The organism is Sphingomonas sp. BL-S-25, from assembly GCF_055521555.1.
Genome location: NZ_CM145486.1, coordinates 1,040,998 through 1,054,694 on the forward strand (window position 1 = coordinate 1,040,998; position 13,697 = coordinate 1,054,694).

Consider the following 13,697-nt stretch of genomic DNA (forward strand, 5'->3'; position numbering starts at 1 on the left):
CCTGCGGCTAGGCGCGCGCCTTCGCAATGGCCCCGCACCCCGGTGAAGCGGTAGCCCTGCCCCTCTTTGGAGACGGCGGAGCGAGTACCGGGACCAACGTTGTTCGTATTGCAAAGGATTGAATATGTCGAAGCGCTCTAGCGCCAAGCACAAGCTCGACCGCCGGATGGGCGAGAACATCTGGGGCCGTCCGAAGTCCCCGGTGAACAAGCGCGAGTACGGCCCCGGCCAGCACGGCCAGCGTCGCAAGGGCAAGATGTCGGACTTCGGTCTGCAGCTGCGCGCCAAGCAGAAGCTGAAGGGCTATTACGGCGACGTCACCGAGAAGCAGTTCAAGAAGGCCTATGAGGACGCGTCGCGCATGAAGGGCGACACCTCGCAGAACCTGATCGGCCTGCTCGAGATGCGCCTGGACATGATCGTCTATCGCGCCAAGTTCGCACCGACGATCTTCGCCGCCCGCCAGCTGGTCAACCACGGCCATGTCCGCGTCGATGGCGAGAAGTGCAACATCGGTTCGCGCCGCATCAAGCCGGGCCAGGAAATCTCGCTGAGCCAGAAGGCCCAGGAAATGGCGCTGGTCATGGAGGCGCAGAGCCTCGCCGAGCGTGACATCCCCGACTATGTCGCTCCGGACGGCGCATCGAAGATCACCTTCGTCCGCATCCCGACGCTCGACGAAGTCCCCTATCCGGTGAAGATGGAACCGAACCTGGTCGTCGAATTCTATTCGCGCTAAGTCCGGCTTCCTTCGGGAAACAGAAACGGGGCGGTCCTTCGAGGCCGCCCTTTTTCGTTGGAGGCGCCGAACGTCCAACGCCCTTGGCCGACAGGCCGCGCCCCCATGGACGGCGGCCCGTCGGGGACCAGGACATGCCGCTCAGTCGGCCTTGGCGGGCATGCCCATCGAGGCGCGCAGGAAGCCGTCGCTCTTGTCGAGCATCCCGGTTCGCGCCTCGGCATCGTCCAGATAATGGTCGAGATCGCGATACTCGACATAATCGACCTTCTTGCCGGCATCGCGCAGCCGCTTCGCCATGACGCGCGATTCACCGACGCCGACATTGCTGTCCCTGTCGCCGTGGAACAGCAGGACGGGAACCGCGATCCGATCGGCGTGGCGCGCGGGCGAACCCTCGGCGACATGCGGGCCGGTGCCGATGAAGCGATCGACCACCCAGCGACTGGTGTAGTTGGCCGATTCCTGCCGCAGCAGATCGAGATCGGTCACCGGCGCGATCGCCACCACCGCCTTGAACAGGCCCGGCTCGGTAACCGCCGACTGGAGCGCGGCATAGCCGCCATAGGACCAGCCGACGATCGCCAGCTTGTCCGGTGCGGCGATGCCCTGCTTCACCAGCCAGCGGCCACCGTCATTGACGTCGCCGATCGCGGTCTTCCACGACTTGAACCCGTTGTTGACGAACCAGGCATCACCATAGCCGGTCGAGCCGCGGAAATTGGGTTGCAGCACGGCATAGCCGCGCGCGGCATAGAATTGCGCCAGCCAGTCGAAGCCCCATTCGTCGCGCGCACCCGGTCCGCCATGCGGCATCACGATCGCGGGCAGCCCCTTGCCGTCGCTGCCGGGCGGCAGCGTCAGATAGCCCGGGATCTGCGTACCGTCGGATGCGGCGAAGGTGATCGGCTTGACCGGCGCCAGCGCGGTCTTTTCCAGCTGGGGACGGGCCAGCATCAGCTCCATGACCTTCCTGGCCTTGCGGTCGAACACGAAGTATCGGCCCGGATCGACATCGCTGCCCGCCCAGAACAGCAGGCGGTTCTCGTCATTGCTCGCGTCCATGAAGCGGATCAGCGGCAGGTTGGGGAGCGCACGCCCCAGCATCCCGGCCAGCTTCTTCAGCTCGGGATCGAAGAATTCGGCCTCGCGCTTTTCCGTCGCGTAGGTCACGCCCACCACACGCTGGCGTCGGCCGATCCGGATCAGCCCGTCGACATCGACGCCGTCATGCTTGAACACCAGTTCGCGCGCCATCGAACCGTCGAGCTTGATCCGGTAGAGCGCGGCACGACCGTCCAGACCATCGAACCCATAGGCAACGTTCAGGTCACGATCGACAGCATAGGGATCGAAGCCAGTCCCGGCCAGCGTGTCGAGCGTGCTGAGCTGATCCCAGCTTCGTCCATCAGGCTTGCGATAGGCATAGCGGATGCGGCCGGTCAGATACTGGTCGCCGTCCTTGACCGCGCTGCCCATGATCCGGACCGTGCCGAAGCCATCGGTGATATATTCGACCGCGTCCGCGCGCGGGGTCTCGACGACACGGCGCCCCAGGTCGGTGGTCCCGACCCGCTCGACGCCCAGCCCCTCGCGGGTCTGGGTAATGTTGGTGCCGGTCGACATTTCGGGAACGAACTGACGCGTCATCATCACGTCGCCGTCCGCATCGGGAAGCCAGTCGATGACCCCGCCGCCATTCTGCATCGGGCCCAGGGAGCGAAAGTTCGTGCGCGGCGACAACAGCTTCACATTGGTGCCGTCGGCGCCGATCGCCACCATCCGCGAATAGCCGAGAAGCCCGTCGGCCGTCAGCATCTCCGAACTGACCTGGCAGACGATGCGGATGTTCGATGCCCAGCGGCACCAGCGGATCGTTTCCGGCTTTCCGTCGGACGTGATGATCTGCTTGGTGGTGCCGGTCCCGTCGGTCTGGGCAACGAAAACCCCGGTCGACGTGCCGGCGAGCGGCGCCAGGAACACGACCTGGTTTCCGTCGGGCGACAGCCCGATATGCTCGACGCTCTCGCGCGCGCCGAAGGTCTTGGCATCTGCGCTCTGCGCCGACGCCGCCTGAACCCATGTCGACGCGACCAGCGCCGCAATCGCCGTCTGCCCGATGGTTCCGATACGCATTCTTCCCCCTGAAAACCTGTGCCCCGCCAGCATGCTAGGGCGCAAGCAGAGGTCCCCGCAGCCCGAATTCGCACCACTTGCGAGGCGATTTCCGGACTGCCACAGTCGCGGCACTTCGATCAGAGAGGATCCTTGATGCGTCTTGCCCCGATCGCCGCAATCGCGGCGCTGCTCGCCGCCGCTGGCGGCTGCACCCAATCGGCACCCCAGGCCGATCCCGGCATCTCGGTCGATACGCTCAAGACGATCACGCAGAAGCTGTCGTCCGACGAATTCGAGGGCCGCGCGCCCGCGACGCCGGGCGAGGACAAGACCGTCGCCTATCTGATCGAGCGGATGAAGGCGGCGGGGCTGCAGCCGGGCAACAAGGGCAGCTGGGTCCAGGATGTGCCGCTGGTCGAACTGACTGCGCAGAATGTCAGCCCGCTCAGCTTCACCGGGGGCACCGGCGCCCCGATCGATCTCGCCTATCGCACCGACATGGTCGTCGGCTCCTACCGCGTCACGCCCCAGACGCGGATCAAGGACAGTGACGTCGTCTTTGTCGGCTATGGCATCCACGCGCCCGAGCGCGGCTGGGACGATTATGCCGGGGTCGACGTAAAGGGGAAGACGGTCGTCATCCTGATCAACGATCCCGACTGGCAGACCAAGGAACTGACCGGCGACTTCGGCGGCCGGGCGATGACCTATTATGGCCGCTGGACCTACAAGTTCGAGGAAGCCGCGCGTCAGGGCGCCGCGGCGGCGATCATCGTCCATGACACCGAACCCGCCGCCTATGGCTGGAACGTCGTTCAGTCGAGTTGGACCGGGCCGCAGCTTGAGCAGGATTCGCCCGGCAACCATATGGACCAGTCGCAGGCGGTCGGCTGGATCCAGAATGCGGCGGCGCGCCGGCTCTTCGCCAAGGGCGGGCAGGATTACGACAAGCTCACCGCCGCGGCGAAGGTGAAGGGCTTCAAGCCGATCGCGCTCACCGGCGTGAAGGCCTCGATCTCGTTCGACAGCACGATCCGCCGCCAGGCATCGAAGAACGTCATCGGCATCCTGCCGGGCAGCGAGCGCGAGGACGAATATGTCCTCTATTCCGCGCACTGGGACCATCTCGGCCGCTGCGACGCGGTGAAGGGCGACGATATCTGCAACGGCGCGATCGACAACGCATCGGGCACCGCTGCGCTGATCGCGCTGGCCGAGGCGCAGGTGAAGAAGGGCCCGGCCAAGCGGACCATGGTGTTCCTGGCCGTGACCGCCGAGGAATCGGGGCTGCTCGGCTCGAAATATTATGCCGAGAACCCCGTCTTCCCGCTCTCGCAGACCGTCGGCGGGGTCAATATTGACGGCGTCAACATCAATGGCCCGACCAAGGACTTCGTCTTCATCGGCGTCGGCAAGTCGGAGCTGGAGGATCTGGTCAAGCCGCTGGTCGAGCGCGAAGGCCGCACCGTCGTTCCCGAACCGACGCCCGAAAAGGGCTTCTATTATCGCTCCGACCATTTCAGCTTCGCCCGGCTGGGCGTGCCGATGTTCTATGGCGAGAGCGGCGAGGACCTGGTGAAGGGCGGCAAGGACGCCGGCAAGAAGGCGGCCGAGGACTATACCGTCAACCGCTATCACCAGCCGTCGGACGAATATGATCCCAACTGGGACTGGAGCGGCGCGATCCAGGATCTGAACATCTTCTTCTGGCTGGGCCGCGAGCTGGCCGACGGTACGACCTGGCCCGCCTGGTACAAGGACGCCGAATTCCGCGAGATCCGCGAGAAGAGCCGCGCGGGGAAGTAGGGCGCCACGCCTCTCCCCTCCCGCTTGCGGGAGGGAGTTGCCGGGTCGGTCAAGCCCCCGGCTTGACCTGAACAGCCCGGGGGGCTGTTCACCCGTAACTGGGAGGGCGTGTCGCCGAGAGCGGACCTCAATTGGACAGGCCCTCCCCTAGCCCCTCCCGCAAGCGGGAGGGGAACATGAAGACTCCCCTACCCCTGTGCGCATCGCGCGGGTAAGGGGCCCGCATGACCCACATCACCTCCACCCAGGACACCCCCCCGCCCCCGCCCGCCGAATGGGCGCCGCATGATGCGGTGTGGATCGGCTTTCCCAGCCATGGCGAGCTGTGGGTCGAGGATCTGGAGCCGGCGCGCGAGGAAGTCGCTGCCTTCGCCCGCGCGGTGCATGCCGGCGGCCGCGGCGAGACGGTGATCCTGGTCGCAGCCGATGAGGCTTCGGCCGAGGCGGCACGCGCGCTGGTCGGCGACGCAGCGCAGGTGGTGGTCGAGCCGTTCGGCGACATCTGGCTGCGCGACACCGCGGCGATCGTCGGCGGCGACCGCATCGGCCATGACTTCCGCTTCAACGGCTGGGGCGGCAAGTACGACCTGCCCGGCGATGACGATGTCGGCCTCCGGCTGGCGCGGGGCCGCGGCCTGTCCGTGGACAGTCACGACTGGGTGCTCGAAGGCGGCGCGATCGATGGCGACGGCACCGGGCTGGTCGTCACGACCGAACAGTGCCTGCTGAACCCCAACCGCAATCCGGACCTGACCCGCGACCGGGTCGAAACGCTGCTGCGCGACAATCTTGGCTATACCCGGGTGCTGTGGCTGGGCGACGGGCTGCTCAACGACCATACCGACGGTCATGTCGACAATCTCGCGCGCTTCGTCGGCGAGAACCGCCTGCTCATCCCGCAGCCGACCGAGGGCGACCCCAATGCCGACATCTACCGCGATGCGGCCGAACGCGCGGAGCGTTTCGGAGTCGAGGTGGTGCGCATGCCCTCCCCCGGCGAGGTGCTGGACGAGGAAGGCGAGATCATCCCGGCCAGCTACATGAACTTCTATATCGGCAATGCCGCCGTGGTGGTCCCGCTCTATGGCCAGCCCAACGACGCGGCGGCGATCGAGACGCTGAAGGGCATCTTCCCCGGCCGCGAGATCACCGGGTTCCGCGCCGATCATATCCTGACCGGCGGCGGCAGCTTCCACTGCATCAGCCAGCAGATTCCGTCCTTCTGAGGCAAGCGCGGGGGTGCATGCGCCCCCAAAGCGCACTACATGGCGCGGCATGACCGAAATCACCGTCGCCGCGCTGCAGCTCGCCTTCTCCAACGATATCGACGCGAATATCGCCAACGTCTCCGAACTGGTTCGCGAGGCGGCGGCGAAGGGCGCACAGGTGGTGCTGCCGCCCGAATTGTTCGAGGGCGAATATTTCTGCCGCGTCGAGGACGAGGGCCTGTTCGCCAATGCCAAGCCCACTGCCGAGCACAAGGCGGTGCTGGCGATGCAGAAGCTCGCGCAGGAACTCGGCATCTATATCCCGACCAGCTTCTTCGAGGCGGACGGGCCGCATCATTACAACAGCCTGGCGATGATCGGCCCCGACGGGAAGGTCGCGGGCGTTTACCGCAAGAGCCACATTCCCGACGGCCCGGGCTATGAGGAGAAATTCTATTTCCGCCCCGGCAACACCGGTTTCAAGGTGTGGGACGGGCCGCAGACGACTCTGGGCGTCGGCATCTGCTGGGACCAATGGTATCCGGAAACCGCGCGCGCGATGATGCTGATGGGTGCGCAGATCCTGTTCTACCCCACCGCGATCGGCAGCGAGCCGCATGACGACAGCCTGGACACCGCACGCCTGTGGCGCCGGGCGATGGTCGGCCATGCCGTCTCCAACGTCGTGCCCGTCGTCGCCGCCAACCGCGTCGGCACCGAGCATGGCCAGACCTTTTACGGCACCAGCTTCATCACCGACGAGCGCGGCGACATCCTGGCCGAACTGGACCGCAAGGAAACCGGCGTGATCACCGCGACACTCGACCTCGACCGCGTGAAGCGCCACCGCGCCGCCTTCGGCTTTTTCCGCGACCGGCGGCCCGAACTCTACGGACGGCTGGTTCAGGACATCTGAGAGACTGTTTGAAAAATCGCGAAATAGCGATTTTTAGTTCCGCACCGGCCCGCTCCCCCACCCGACCACCCATAGAATACTGCCGTTGGATGGTCGGGCGGGGGAGCGGGCCGGTGCCGCAATGCGCCGAAAGGCGCATTCTCAAGCGGTCTCTGAGCCGGCGTCCGGCGGGCCGCCTCAGAACAGGCTGACCCGGCCGCCGCCTTCGACATAGCGCGTGAACAGGTCCAGCGTGTCCGGCGGCAGGATCGGGCGCGCCCTGGCGCCGTCATCGCCGATCTCCACGATCTGCCGGTCCGCCGAATAGCGCGGCCAGCGGGGCAGGCCCGGGCCGTTGGGATCGCCGCGCTTGACCCAGTTCACCCAATAATCGCCGAGCAGCGCCGCCAGTTTCCGATCGCTCGCGCCGAACGGCCGTTCGGGCGAGGCGCCCAGCGTGTCGAAGACATAGGGGATTTCGGACGAGTGGAACGCGCGGTAGCGCGCCGCGTCGGGCCCCGGTTCCCAATGCGTCCACAGATAGGCATAGATCGGGTTGCGGCTGCCGCGTTGCCGCTGCTGTGCCCACAACGCCATGGCGGCGAGGCCGCGGTCACGCGCCAGCGCGCTGACGGTTGCATTGGCCTCGGCATCGCTGCCTGCAGGATAGAGTTTCAGGAATTGCGGGGCGAGCGTGCCATAGCTGCTGGCGATCGAGGCCTGGACCTGGGCCGCGGTCGCCTTGCCGAAAGCCGGATTCAGCCCGGTCATCTCGTCCGCAGTCATGCCGGTCAGGATCGGCGTGTCGTTGGTGTTGGCGCCCACGGTGCCGACGTCGGGAAAGACCAGGCCATCGACGACCGGTGCAAAGGCCAGCCCGCCCGCCCCCGGCAGCGTCTTCGCCGCCGCCTCGATCTGTTCGGGCGTCAGCCGCCGCATGTCGTCGATCGAACCGGCCCCCGCCGCGGTCATCAGCGCCGTGCCGCGTGCTTCTCCCGCGGCGCGATCGGACACGTTCAGGCCCATGCCGGAACCGCTTTGGGCGATGGCGCGCACGAACAGGCCCTTGGCCAACGGTGTGGCGATCAGATGATGGACCGATGCGGCGCCTGCCGACTGGCCGGCGATCGTTACCTGATCGGGGTCGCCGCCGAATGCCGCGGCATTGGCCCTGATCCATTTCAGCGCGGCGACCTGGTCGAGCAGTCCGTAATTGCCCGAAGCCCCTGCCGGGCTCTCCGCGGTCAGGCCGGGATGCGCCATGAAGCCGTACACGCCCAGGCGATAGTTGATCGCGATGACGACGATCCCCTTCGCCGCCAATGCGCTGCCATCATAGATCGGCACCGAGGCCGAGCCGCTGGAAAAGGCCCCGCCATGAATCCACACCAGCACCGGCAGCTTCGCCGCGGCGGTCTTCGCCGGCGTCCAGACGTTGAGGTACAGACAATCCTCGCTCACCGCATTGGTGACGACATATTCATGCGTCCAGGGACCGATGCCGTTCGGCGTCACCTCCTGGCGGCAGCTGGACGGCAGCGTGTCGGCCCGGCGCACGCCCTGCCACGACGCGCCAGCGAGCGGCGGCTTCCAGCGATTCCCCGCGACCGGCGGCGCGGCAAAGGGGACACCCAGAAAGGCGGTCACCGCGCCGGCCGACTTGCCGGCAAGCTGACCCTCGGCCACTTTCGCCGTGCGGATCTGTGCCGCGGCAGGCAGCGCCTGAACCGCCAGGGCGGCGATCGCCAGGCCCATCCGCTTCCAAATGCCGGTGCGCATCGTCTCTCTCCTGTCGACACGGACCTGATCATGGCCGGTGCCCAGCGTCAACGCAGCGGTCCATCGAAAAACAGGATCGTGCGATCGACACCTGTGATGGGTAGGCCGCCCCTCGCCTTCTGTCCGGACGGCGCTATCATCCTGACAGACAGGGAGATCAGATGCGCTATCATCCACGCGCGGGCCGTGCCCGCCTCCTCGCGCTCGCCATGCTCGCCGCGGCGCTTGGCTCTCCCCTTGCCGCGCGCACCCTGGTCCCCGCCCCGCAATCGGCGCCTGCCCAGGACCTGACCGACCAGGTGCCGCCGGGCGCCGCGATCGGCGATTATGTCGGCGAGGACATGATGATCCCGATGCGCGACGGGGTGAAGCTGCATGTCCAGGTGTGGCGCCCGAAACAGGCGGCCGGTCCGCTGCCGATCCTGCTCAGCCGCTCGCCCTATGGCTTCGGCATGCCGCAGGTCACGCGGCTGTTCACCGCGTCCTACAAGGAGCTGGCGGATGACGGTTTCGTCTTCGTCCTGCAGGATATTCGCGGGCGGCTGGGCTCGCAGGGCGAGTTCGTCAACCTGCGGCCGCGCAAGGCGAGCGCCGGCGGGGTCGATGAATCGACCGACACCTATGACACGATCGACTGGCTGACGAAGAACCTGCCTGGCACCAATGGCAAGGCGGGGGTGCTCGGCGTGTCCTATGGCGGCTGGACCGCGGCGATGGCGACGATCGATCCGCACCCCGCGCTGAAGGCGGTGTCGTCGCAGGCATCGCCCAACGACATGTTCATCGGCGACGACTTTCTCCACAATGGCGCGTTCCGGCTGGACTATGCCTGGAGCTGGGTCAGCGCGCTGGAGACCGACGGGCGGACGATGAAGGCGTTCGACTTCGGCGGCGAGAAGGATGCCTATGCCTGGTATCTCAAGCAGACCGACCTGGCGACGCTCGACCGCCAGCATCTGGGCACCACCATGCCCAGCTGGCAGAATTTCGTGAACCACCCGAGCTATGACGGATACTGGCGGGCTCAGCGCACCACCAACAACATGCCGAAACGGGTGGCGACGCCGAACCTGATCGTGGCCGGCTGGTATGATCAGGAGGATTTCTACGGTCCGCTGTCCATCTACCGCGAGCAGGAAAAGGGCGACGATCGCGGATTGAACTATCTGGTCGTCGGCCCGTGGAACCATGGCGGCTGGCGCGGGCCGGGGTCCTCCTATGGCCCGTTCGACATGGGCGGGCCGACCGGCGACTGGTATCGCCGCGAGGTCGAGCTGCCCTGGTTCCGCTACTGGCTGAAGGGCGAGGGCACGCTCAACCAGTCCGAGGCTTTGGTCTTCCAGACCGGCAGCAATCGCTGGCAAAAGCTGGACAGCTGGCCGCTGAAACAGGGGACGCAGATGCGCAACCTTTACCTGCGCGCCGGCGGCAAATTGTCGTTCGACGCGCCGGTAGCCGACGAAGCAGCGGCGGACAGCTTCGTAGCCGATCCCGCCGATCCGGTCCCCTATCGCGAGCGATCGCGGATTGCGCCGTTCCTGTCCGAGGGATCGACCTGGGCGAACTGGATCGCCGACGACCAGGCGCCCTTTGCAAAGCGCAAGGACGTGCTGTTCTGGCAGAGCGAGCCGCTGGCGCAGGACGTGACGATCTCGGGCGACGTCGCCGCGAAGCTGTTCGCGAGCACGACCGGATCGGACGCCGACTGGGTGGTGAAGCTGGTCGACATCCATCCCGACGATGCCGGGACGCCCGCCGAACTGCGCGGGCGGCAGCGGATGATCGCCAACGACGTGTTCCGCGCGCGCTTCCGCGGCGGATACGACCGGCCGAAGGCGATCACCCCGGGCGCGGTGCTCGACTACCGCATCGACCTCCACTCTGCCTCGCACGTGTCCCGCAAGGGGCACCGGATCGGGGTGCAGGTGCAGAGCAGCTGGTTCCCGCTGATCGGCCGCAACCCGCAGACCTTCGTGCCGAACATCCTGCGCGCGAAGCCGACCGACTTCCGCGCGCAGACGCACCGCGTCTATCACGCGCCCGGCCGGGCGTCCGCGATCACGGTGTCGGTAGTGCAATAGGCCGGGCGCGCGCGGAGCTTATTCGAAGCCCCAGCTGTCGACCGTGACGCCCTGGCCCTTGGTCGCGACGCGCAGGACGATGTCCTCGCCCGCATGGCTGAAGGTCATCAGGCACAGGCCGTCGGAAGTGCAGCGGTCGAGCTCGGGAAGCTTCCTGCACGCCTCGGCGCTGACTGCCTCCGCGCAGTCCTCGGCGCCCTGCGCGGTCCAGCCGGCGGCGAGCACCTGGCTGCGGAAGGCGTCATAGGCCATGCCCTTGCGCGCCTTCGCCTCGAACGAGCGCAGCTGCGAGCCCTTGGGCGGCTCACGGTCCTGCGCCAGTGCCGCAACGGGCAGCGCAAGCGCGATCATGCCGGCCAGCGCCAGCGAACGGGACAGGATCATCGTAAATCTCCGCAGGAAACAGGGGCTCAGAGCGAGGTATCGGCGGTCGCGAACAATTCCCAGCATTTGCCGCGCGGGCGGAAGGAATAGCCGAGCTGATAGCCGGTGTCGGGCTTCTCCAGCTTGACGTGCACCGTGTTGGCGTTGGGACGGGTGATGCTGGCGCTCAGCCCGTCGCTGCGCTGCTGTGCGGTCGACATCATGATCGGGAAGCGCAGGCTGTTGCGCGGCTGGTTGCGGATCACCTCGCGCGGCTCGGGCTCGGCGGTCGCGTCGACCTCGGTCACCTTCACGGTTGCCGCGGTGAAATTGCGCTGGATCTCGGCCGAATCCGAGAATGCCTTCAGGAAGCCTTCGAAGCTGGTCGCCGGGCAGGGTGCGACCTGGGCATGCGCGGCACCGGCAGTGCCGAGCGACGCGGCGCACACCGCCATCAGGAAGCCGGACGAACGCAGGGAAAGGCTCAGCATCGACAAACGCTCCGAACAGGATTGGAAAGGAAGCGGAATCGCCCGGCCCGCACCGGTATGGCTCCGCGGCGGGACAGGCAATCGCATGAGCCGATAAAGCACCGAGCGTCAAAGTCGGTTCCGGATGCGAGACGAAATTCGCAGCGGTGCGGAACCCCGACCCGCCCATCGACTTGTCCGCCCACGTCCATAATGGCTGGGGGCCCAACCGCTTGATCTTCGATGACCTGCCGCACCTCGTCGCGGTGCTGAAGTCCCGCAACTATCGATTCGCCGCGCCGACGCCCGCAACGCATGAGCGCGTGCTGGCGCGCGAGCCGCGGCGGATGGCGCGGACGCTGACCGACATGCTGGGCTGGAGCCTGGCGTTCGAGCCGGGATCGATCGATGTGGAGGTCGAGGCGCTGCTGGACGCCGCTGGCGCGATCCAGCCGTGCGAGACCGGCGTGCGCAGCCGGCTGCGCGCCTCGACGCTGGACGAGGATTGCTATCTTCATTCGGCCTTCCCCACCGACGACCGCGACGCGGTGTTCTTCGGGCCCGACAGCTATCGCTTCGCCCGGCTGATCCACCAGGAGCTGGACCGGAACCCTGTGGGCACGGACGCGCGGATCGTCGATATCGGCACCGGCAGCGGCGTCGGCGGGATCGTCGCGGCGCGCCATGCTCCTACGTCATCACTGACGCTAACCGACGTGAATGCGCAGGCGCTGGACCTCGCGGCGATCAATGCCGCGGGTGCCGGGCTGTCGCCCGAATTGCGCGAGGGGTCGATCCTGGCCGGCTTCCCCGATCCGATCGACCTGGCCTTGGCCAACCCGCCCTATATTCTCGATCCTCAGCAACGCATCTATCGCGATGGCGGCGACCTGCACGGCGCGGCGCTGTCGATCGACATGGCGGCTGCGGTGCTGCCACAGCTGGCGGCGGGCGGGCGCTTCATCCTTTACACCGGCAGCGCGATCGTCGGCGGGACCGACCGGCTGGCGGAGCGGCTGCGCGCACTGGCGGAGCGGGAGCGCTGCGGCCTCGACTATGACGTGATCGACATCGACGTGTTCGGCGAGGAGCTGGCGCGTGACGCCTATCGCGACGTCGATCGCATCGCGGTCGTCTCCGCCGTCTTCACCCGGCCCGACTAGCCTTCGCGCGGGTCGGGGCCGTAGCCGTTCGGGCCGATATTGCCCTTGCCCGACAGATAATAGGCCAGCCAGGCCCAGCCCACATAGGGAATCAACCCGATCAGGAGTGCGGTCCATTCCAGGCTGCGATCGTGCAACCGCCGCACCAGCGTCATCACCGCGATGACGATGCAGGTCAGCGCGACGAGCGTGTTGATCGAGAAGAGGATCATCGCGACCGGGCTGTTGCCGAGCGTCATGATGTCGCGATCCACTTCGCCCAGCATCCGCCCCAGCTCGACCAGGGTCAGCGGCAGGGTGATGCACCACGCCAGGATCAGCGCCGTCCCGCGCCGGCTCTCCCGCCCGCGCGGATCGACCAGGCCGACGAACTCGCGAAAGAGGCGCCGCGCAGCGACAATCGCGCCATCCGAACGGCGCGGCGATGCGGCGGTCTCCCACCGACTCATCGCCGCAGCTCCAGCGCGCGAGCGAACACCGCCTCCAGCATCTCCGCCGTCAGCCGCCCGGTATTCTGATTGTAGCGCGAGCAATGATAGCTATCGATCACCATCCGCCCCGACGGCATGCGGTGCTCGGCCAGATGCGCGAAGCGGCATTTGGGCAGCTTGCCGCCCAGCGCCTTGACCGTCGACTGATGCGCCACCTGACCCAGCGCGACCCAGACCTGCGCATTCGCCAGCGCCTGTGCCTCCGCGGTCAGGAACGGCCGGCAGGTGCGGATTTCCTCCGGCGTCGGCTTGTTCTCGGGCGGCAGGCATTTGACCGCGTTGAGGATCACCGCGCCCTGCAATTCGCCCTCCTCGACCAGCCCGAACCTTGCCAAGGTCGCGAACAGCAGGTCGCCCGACGCGTCGCCGGCAAAGGCCAGCCCGGTGCGGTTCGCGCCCAGCCGGCCGGGCGCGAGCCCGACGATCGCCAGCCAGGCATCGCCCGCGCCACGCGGCTGCACCGGCGCGTTCCACCAGTCGGGATGTTCGGCACGCAGCGTCTGACGCAGCTCGACAAGACGCGGGCAGCGCGGGCAATCGCGCCCCGGTTCGGCATCGAGCAGCGTGGACGCGAGCATGTGTCC

12 protein-coding genes are annotated in these 13,697 nt (G+C 67.0%); 6 read left to right on the forward strand and 6 right to left on the reverse strand.

All coding sequences use genetic code 11. The features are described from left to right. The first annotated feature begins 124 nt into the window (after positions 1-124). Entirely contained in the window at positions 125-739 is a 615-nt protein-coding gene (gene rpsD, locus ACZ1H8_RS05250) for a 30S ribosomal protein S4 (RefSeq protein ID WP_346247042.1), read from the forward strand. Between the two features lie 141 nt (positions 740-880). On the opposite strand, the gene ACZ1H8_RS05255 is transcribed toward rpsD, so the two are convergent. Continuing rightward, complete coding sequence (locus ACZ1H8_RS05255) at positions 881-2,875, reverse strand: alpha/beta hydrolase family protein (protein ID WP_465180305.1); 1,995 nt, start codon at positions 2,873-2,875, stop codon at positions 881-883. Positions 2,876-3,010: 135 nt separating this feature from the next. Here ACZ1H8_RS05255 and ACZ1H8_RS05260 point away from each other — a divergent pair, with 135 nt between their 5' ends. The 3 genes from ACZ1H8_RS05260 to aguB all read left to right on the forward strand — a co-directional run bounded on the left by ACZ1H8_RS05260 (position 3,011) and on the right by aguB (position 6,787). After that, positions 3,011-4,663 (forward strand): M28 family metallopeptidase, encoded by a 1,653-nt coding sequence (locus tag ACZ1H8_RS05260; RefSeq protein ID WP_465180306.1) that lies wholly within the window; start codon positions 3,011-3,013, stop codon positions 4,661-4,663. A gap of 224 nt (positions 4,664-4,887) precedes the next feature. Then, on the forward strand, positions 4,888-5,889 hold the full coding sequence (locus ACZ1H8_RS05265; protein ID WP_465180307.1) for an agmatine deiminase family protein: 1,002 nt from the start codon (positions 4,888-4,890) through the stop codon (positions 5,887-5,889). A 49-nt stretch (positions 5,890-5,938) separates the two neighbouring features. Further along, entirely contained in the window at positions 5,939-6,787 is an 849-nt protein-coding gene (aguB, locus tag ACZ1H8_RS05270; protein ID WP_465180308.1) for an N-carbamoylputrescine amidase, read from the forward strand. A 177-nt stretch (positions 6,788-6,964) separates the two neighbouring features. On the opposite strand, the gene ACZ1H8_RS05275 is transcribed toward aguB, so the two are convergent. After that, on the reverse strand, positions 6,965-8,545 hold the full coding sequence (locus ACZ1H8_RS05275; RefSeq protein WP_465180309.1) for a carboxylesterase/lipase family protein: 1,581 nt from the start codon (positions 8,543-8,545) through the stop codon (positions 6,965-6,967). A 161-nt stretch (positions 8,546-8,706) separates the two neighbouring features. On the opposite strand from ACZ1H8_RS05275, the gene ACZ1H8_RS05280 reads away from it, so the two are divergent. Continuing rightward, positions 8,707-10,626, forward strand: coding sequence for a CocE/NonD family hydrolase (locus ACZ1H8_RS05280; RefSeq protein WP_465180310.1), 1,920 nt, complete (start codon positions 8,707-8,709; stop codon positions 10,624-10,626). 18 nt (positions 10,627-10,644) lie between these two features. Here the strand turns inward: ACZ1H8_RS05280 and ACZ1H8_RS05285 are convergent, their stop codons facing one another. Together ACZ1H8_RS05285 and ACZ1H8_RS05290 are read right to left on the reverse strand one after the other, a co-directional pair. Then, a complete protein-coding gene (locus tag ACZ1H8_RS05285) occupies positions 10,645-11,010 on the reverse strand; it encodes a hypothetical protein (protein WP_465180311.1) in 366 nt (121 codons plus the stop codon). Positions 11,011-11,036: 26 nt separating this feature from the next. Next, positions 11,037-11,480: a hypothetical protein gene (locus ACZ1H8_RS05290; protein WP_465180312.1), complete on the reverse strand. Its 444-nt coding sequence runs from the start codon at positions 11,478-11,480 to the stop codon at positions 11,037-11,039. A 173-nt stretch (positions 11,481-11,653) separates the two neighbouring features. Here ACZ1H8_RS05290 and ACZ1H8_RS05295 point away from each other — a divergent pair, with 173 nt between their 5' ends. Next, positions 11,654-12,622 carry a methyltransferase gene (locus tag ACZ1H8_RS05295; RefSeq protein ID WP_465180313.1) on the forward strand — a complete coding sequence of 323 codons (969 nt, stop codon included), beginning with the start codon at positions 11,654-11,656 and terminating at the stop codon, positions 12,620-12,622. Here ACZ1H8_RS05295 and ACZ1H8_RS05300 read toward each other — a convergent pair. Both ACZ1H8_RS05300 and ACZ1H8_RS05305 read right to left on the reverse strand, forming a co-directional pair. Continuing rightward, on the reverse strand, positions 12,619-13,071 hold the full coding sequence (locus ACZ1H8_RS05300) for a DUF805 domain-containing protein (protein ID WP_465180314.1): 453 nt from the start codon (positions 13,069-13,071) through the stop codon (positions 12,619-12,621). The two genes, ACZ1H8_RS05295 and ACZ1H8_RS05300, sit on opposite strands and share 4 nt — an antisense overlap. Further along, positions 13,068-13,691 carry a uracil-DNA glycosylase gene (locus tag ACZ1H8_RS05305; protein ID WP_465180315.1) on the reverse strand — a complete coding sequence of 208 codons (624 nt, stop codon included), beginning with the start codon at positions 13,689-13,691 and terminating at the stop codon, positions 13,068-13,070. Before ACZ1H8_RS05305 ends, ACZ1H8_RS05300 begins: the two co-directional genes overlap by 4 nt. Positions 13,692-13,697 lie beyond the last annotated feature (6 nt).

Excerpts from the sequence above, each read along its gene's own strand:
- rpsD (WP_346247042.1), top strand. The coding sequence starts at position 125 with ATGTCGAAGCGCTCTAGCGCCAAGCACAAGCTCGACCGCCGGATGGGC.
- ACZ1H8_RS05255 (WP_465180305.1), bottom strand. The coding sequence starts at position 2,875 with ATGCGTATCGGAACCATCGGGCAGACGGCGATTGCGGCGCTGGTCGCG.
- ACZ1H8_RS05260 (WP_465180306.1), top strand. The coding sequence starts at position 3,011 with ATGCGTCTTGCCCCGATCGCCGCAATCGCGGCGCTGCTCGCCGCCGCT.
- ACZ1H8_RS05265 (WP_465180307.1), top strand. The coding sequence starts at position 4,888 with ATGACCCACATCACCTCCACCCAGGACACCCCCCCGCCCCCGCCCGCC.
- aguB (WP_465180308.1), top strand. The coding sequence starts at position 5,939 with ATGACCGAAATCACCGTCGCCGCGCTGCAGCTCGCCTTCTCCAACGAT.
- ACZ1H8_RS05275 (WP_465180309.1), bottom strand. The coding sequence starts at position 8,545 with ATGCGCACCGGCATTTGGAAGCGGATGGGCCTGGCGATCGCCGCCCTG.
- ACZ1H8_RS05280 (WP_465180310.1), top strand. The coding sequence starts at position 8,707 with ATGCGCTATCATCCACGCGCGGGCCGTGCCCGCCTCCTCGCGCTCGCC.
- ACZ1H8_RS05285 (WP_465180311.1), bottom strand. The coding sequence starts at position 11,010 with ATGATCCTGTCCCGTTCGCTGGCGCTGGCCGGCATGATCGCGCTTGCG.
- ACZ1H8_RS05290 (WP_465180312.1), bottom strand. The coding sequence starts at position 11,480 with ATGCTGAGCCTTTCCCTGCGTTCGTCCGGCTTCCTGATGGCGGTGTGC.
- ACZ1H8_RS05300 (WP_465180314.1), bottom strand. The coding sequence starts at position 13,071 with ATGAGTCGGTGGGAGACCGCCGCATCGCCGCGCCGTTCGGATGGCGCG.
- ACZ1H8_RS05305 (WP_465180315.1), bottom strand. The coding sequence starts at position 13,691 with ATGCTCGCGTCCACGCTGCTCGATGCCGAACCGGGGCGCGATTGCCCG.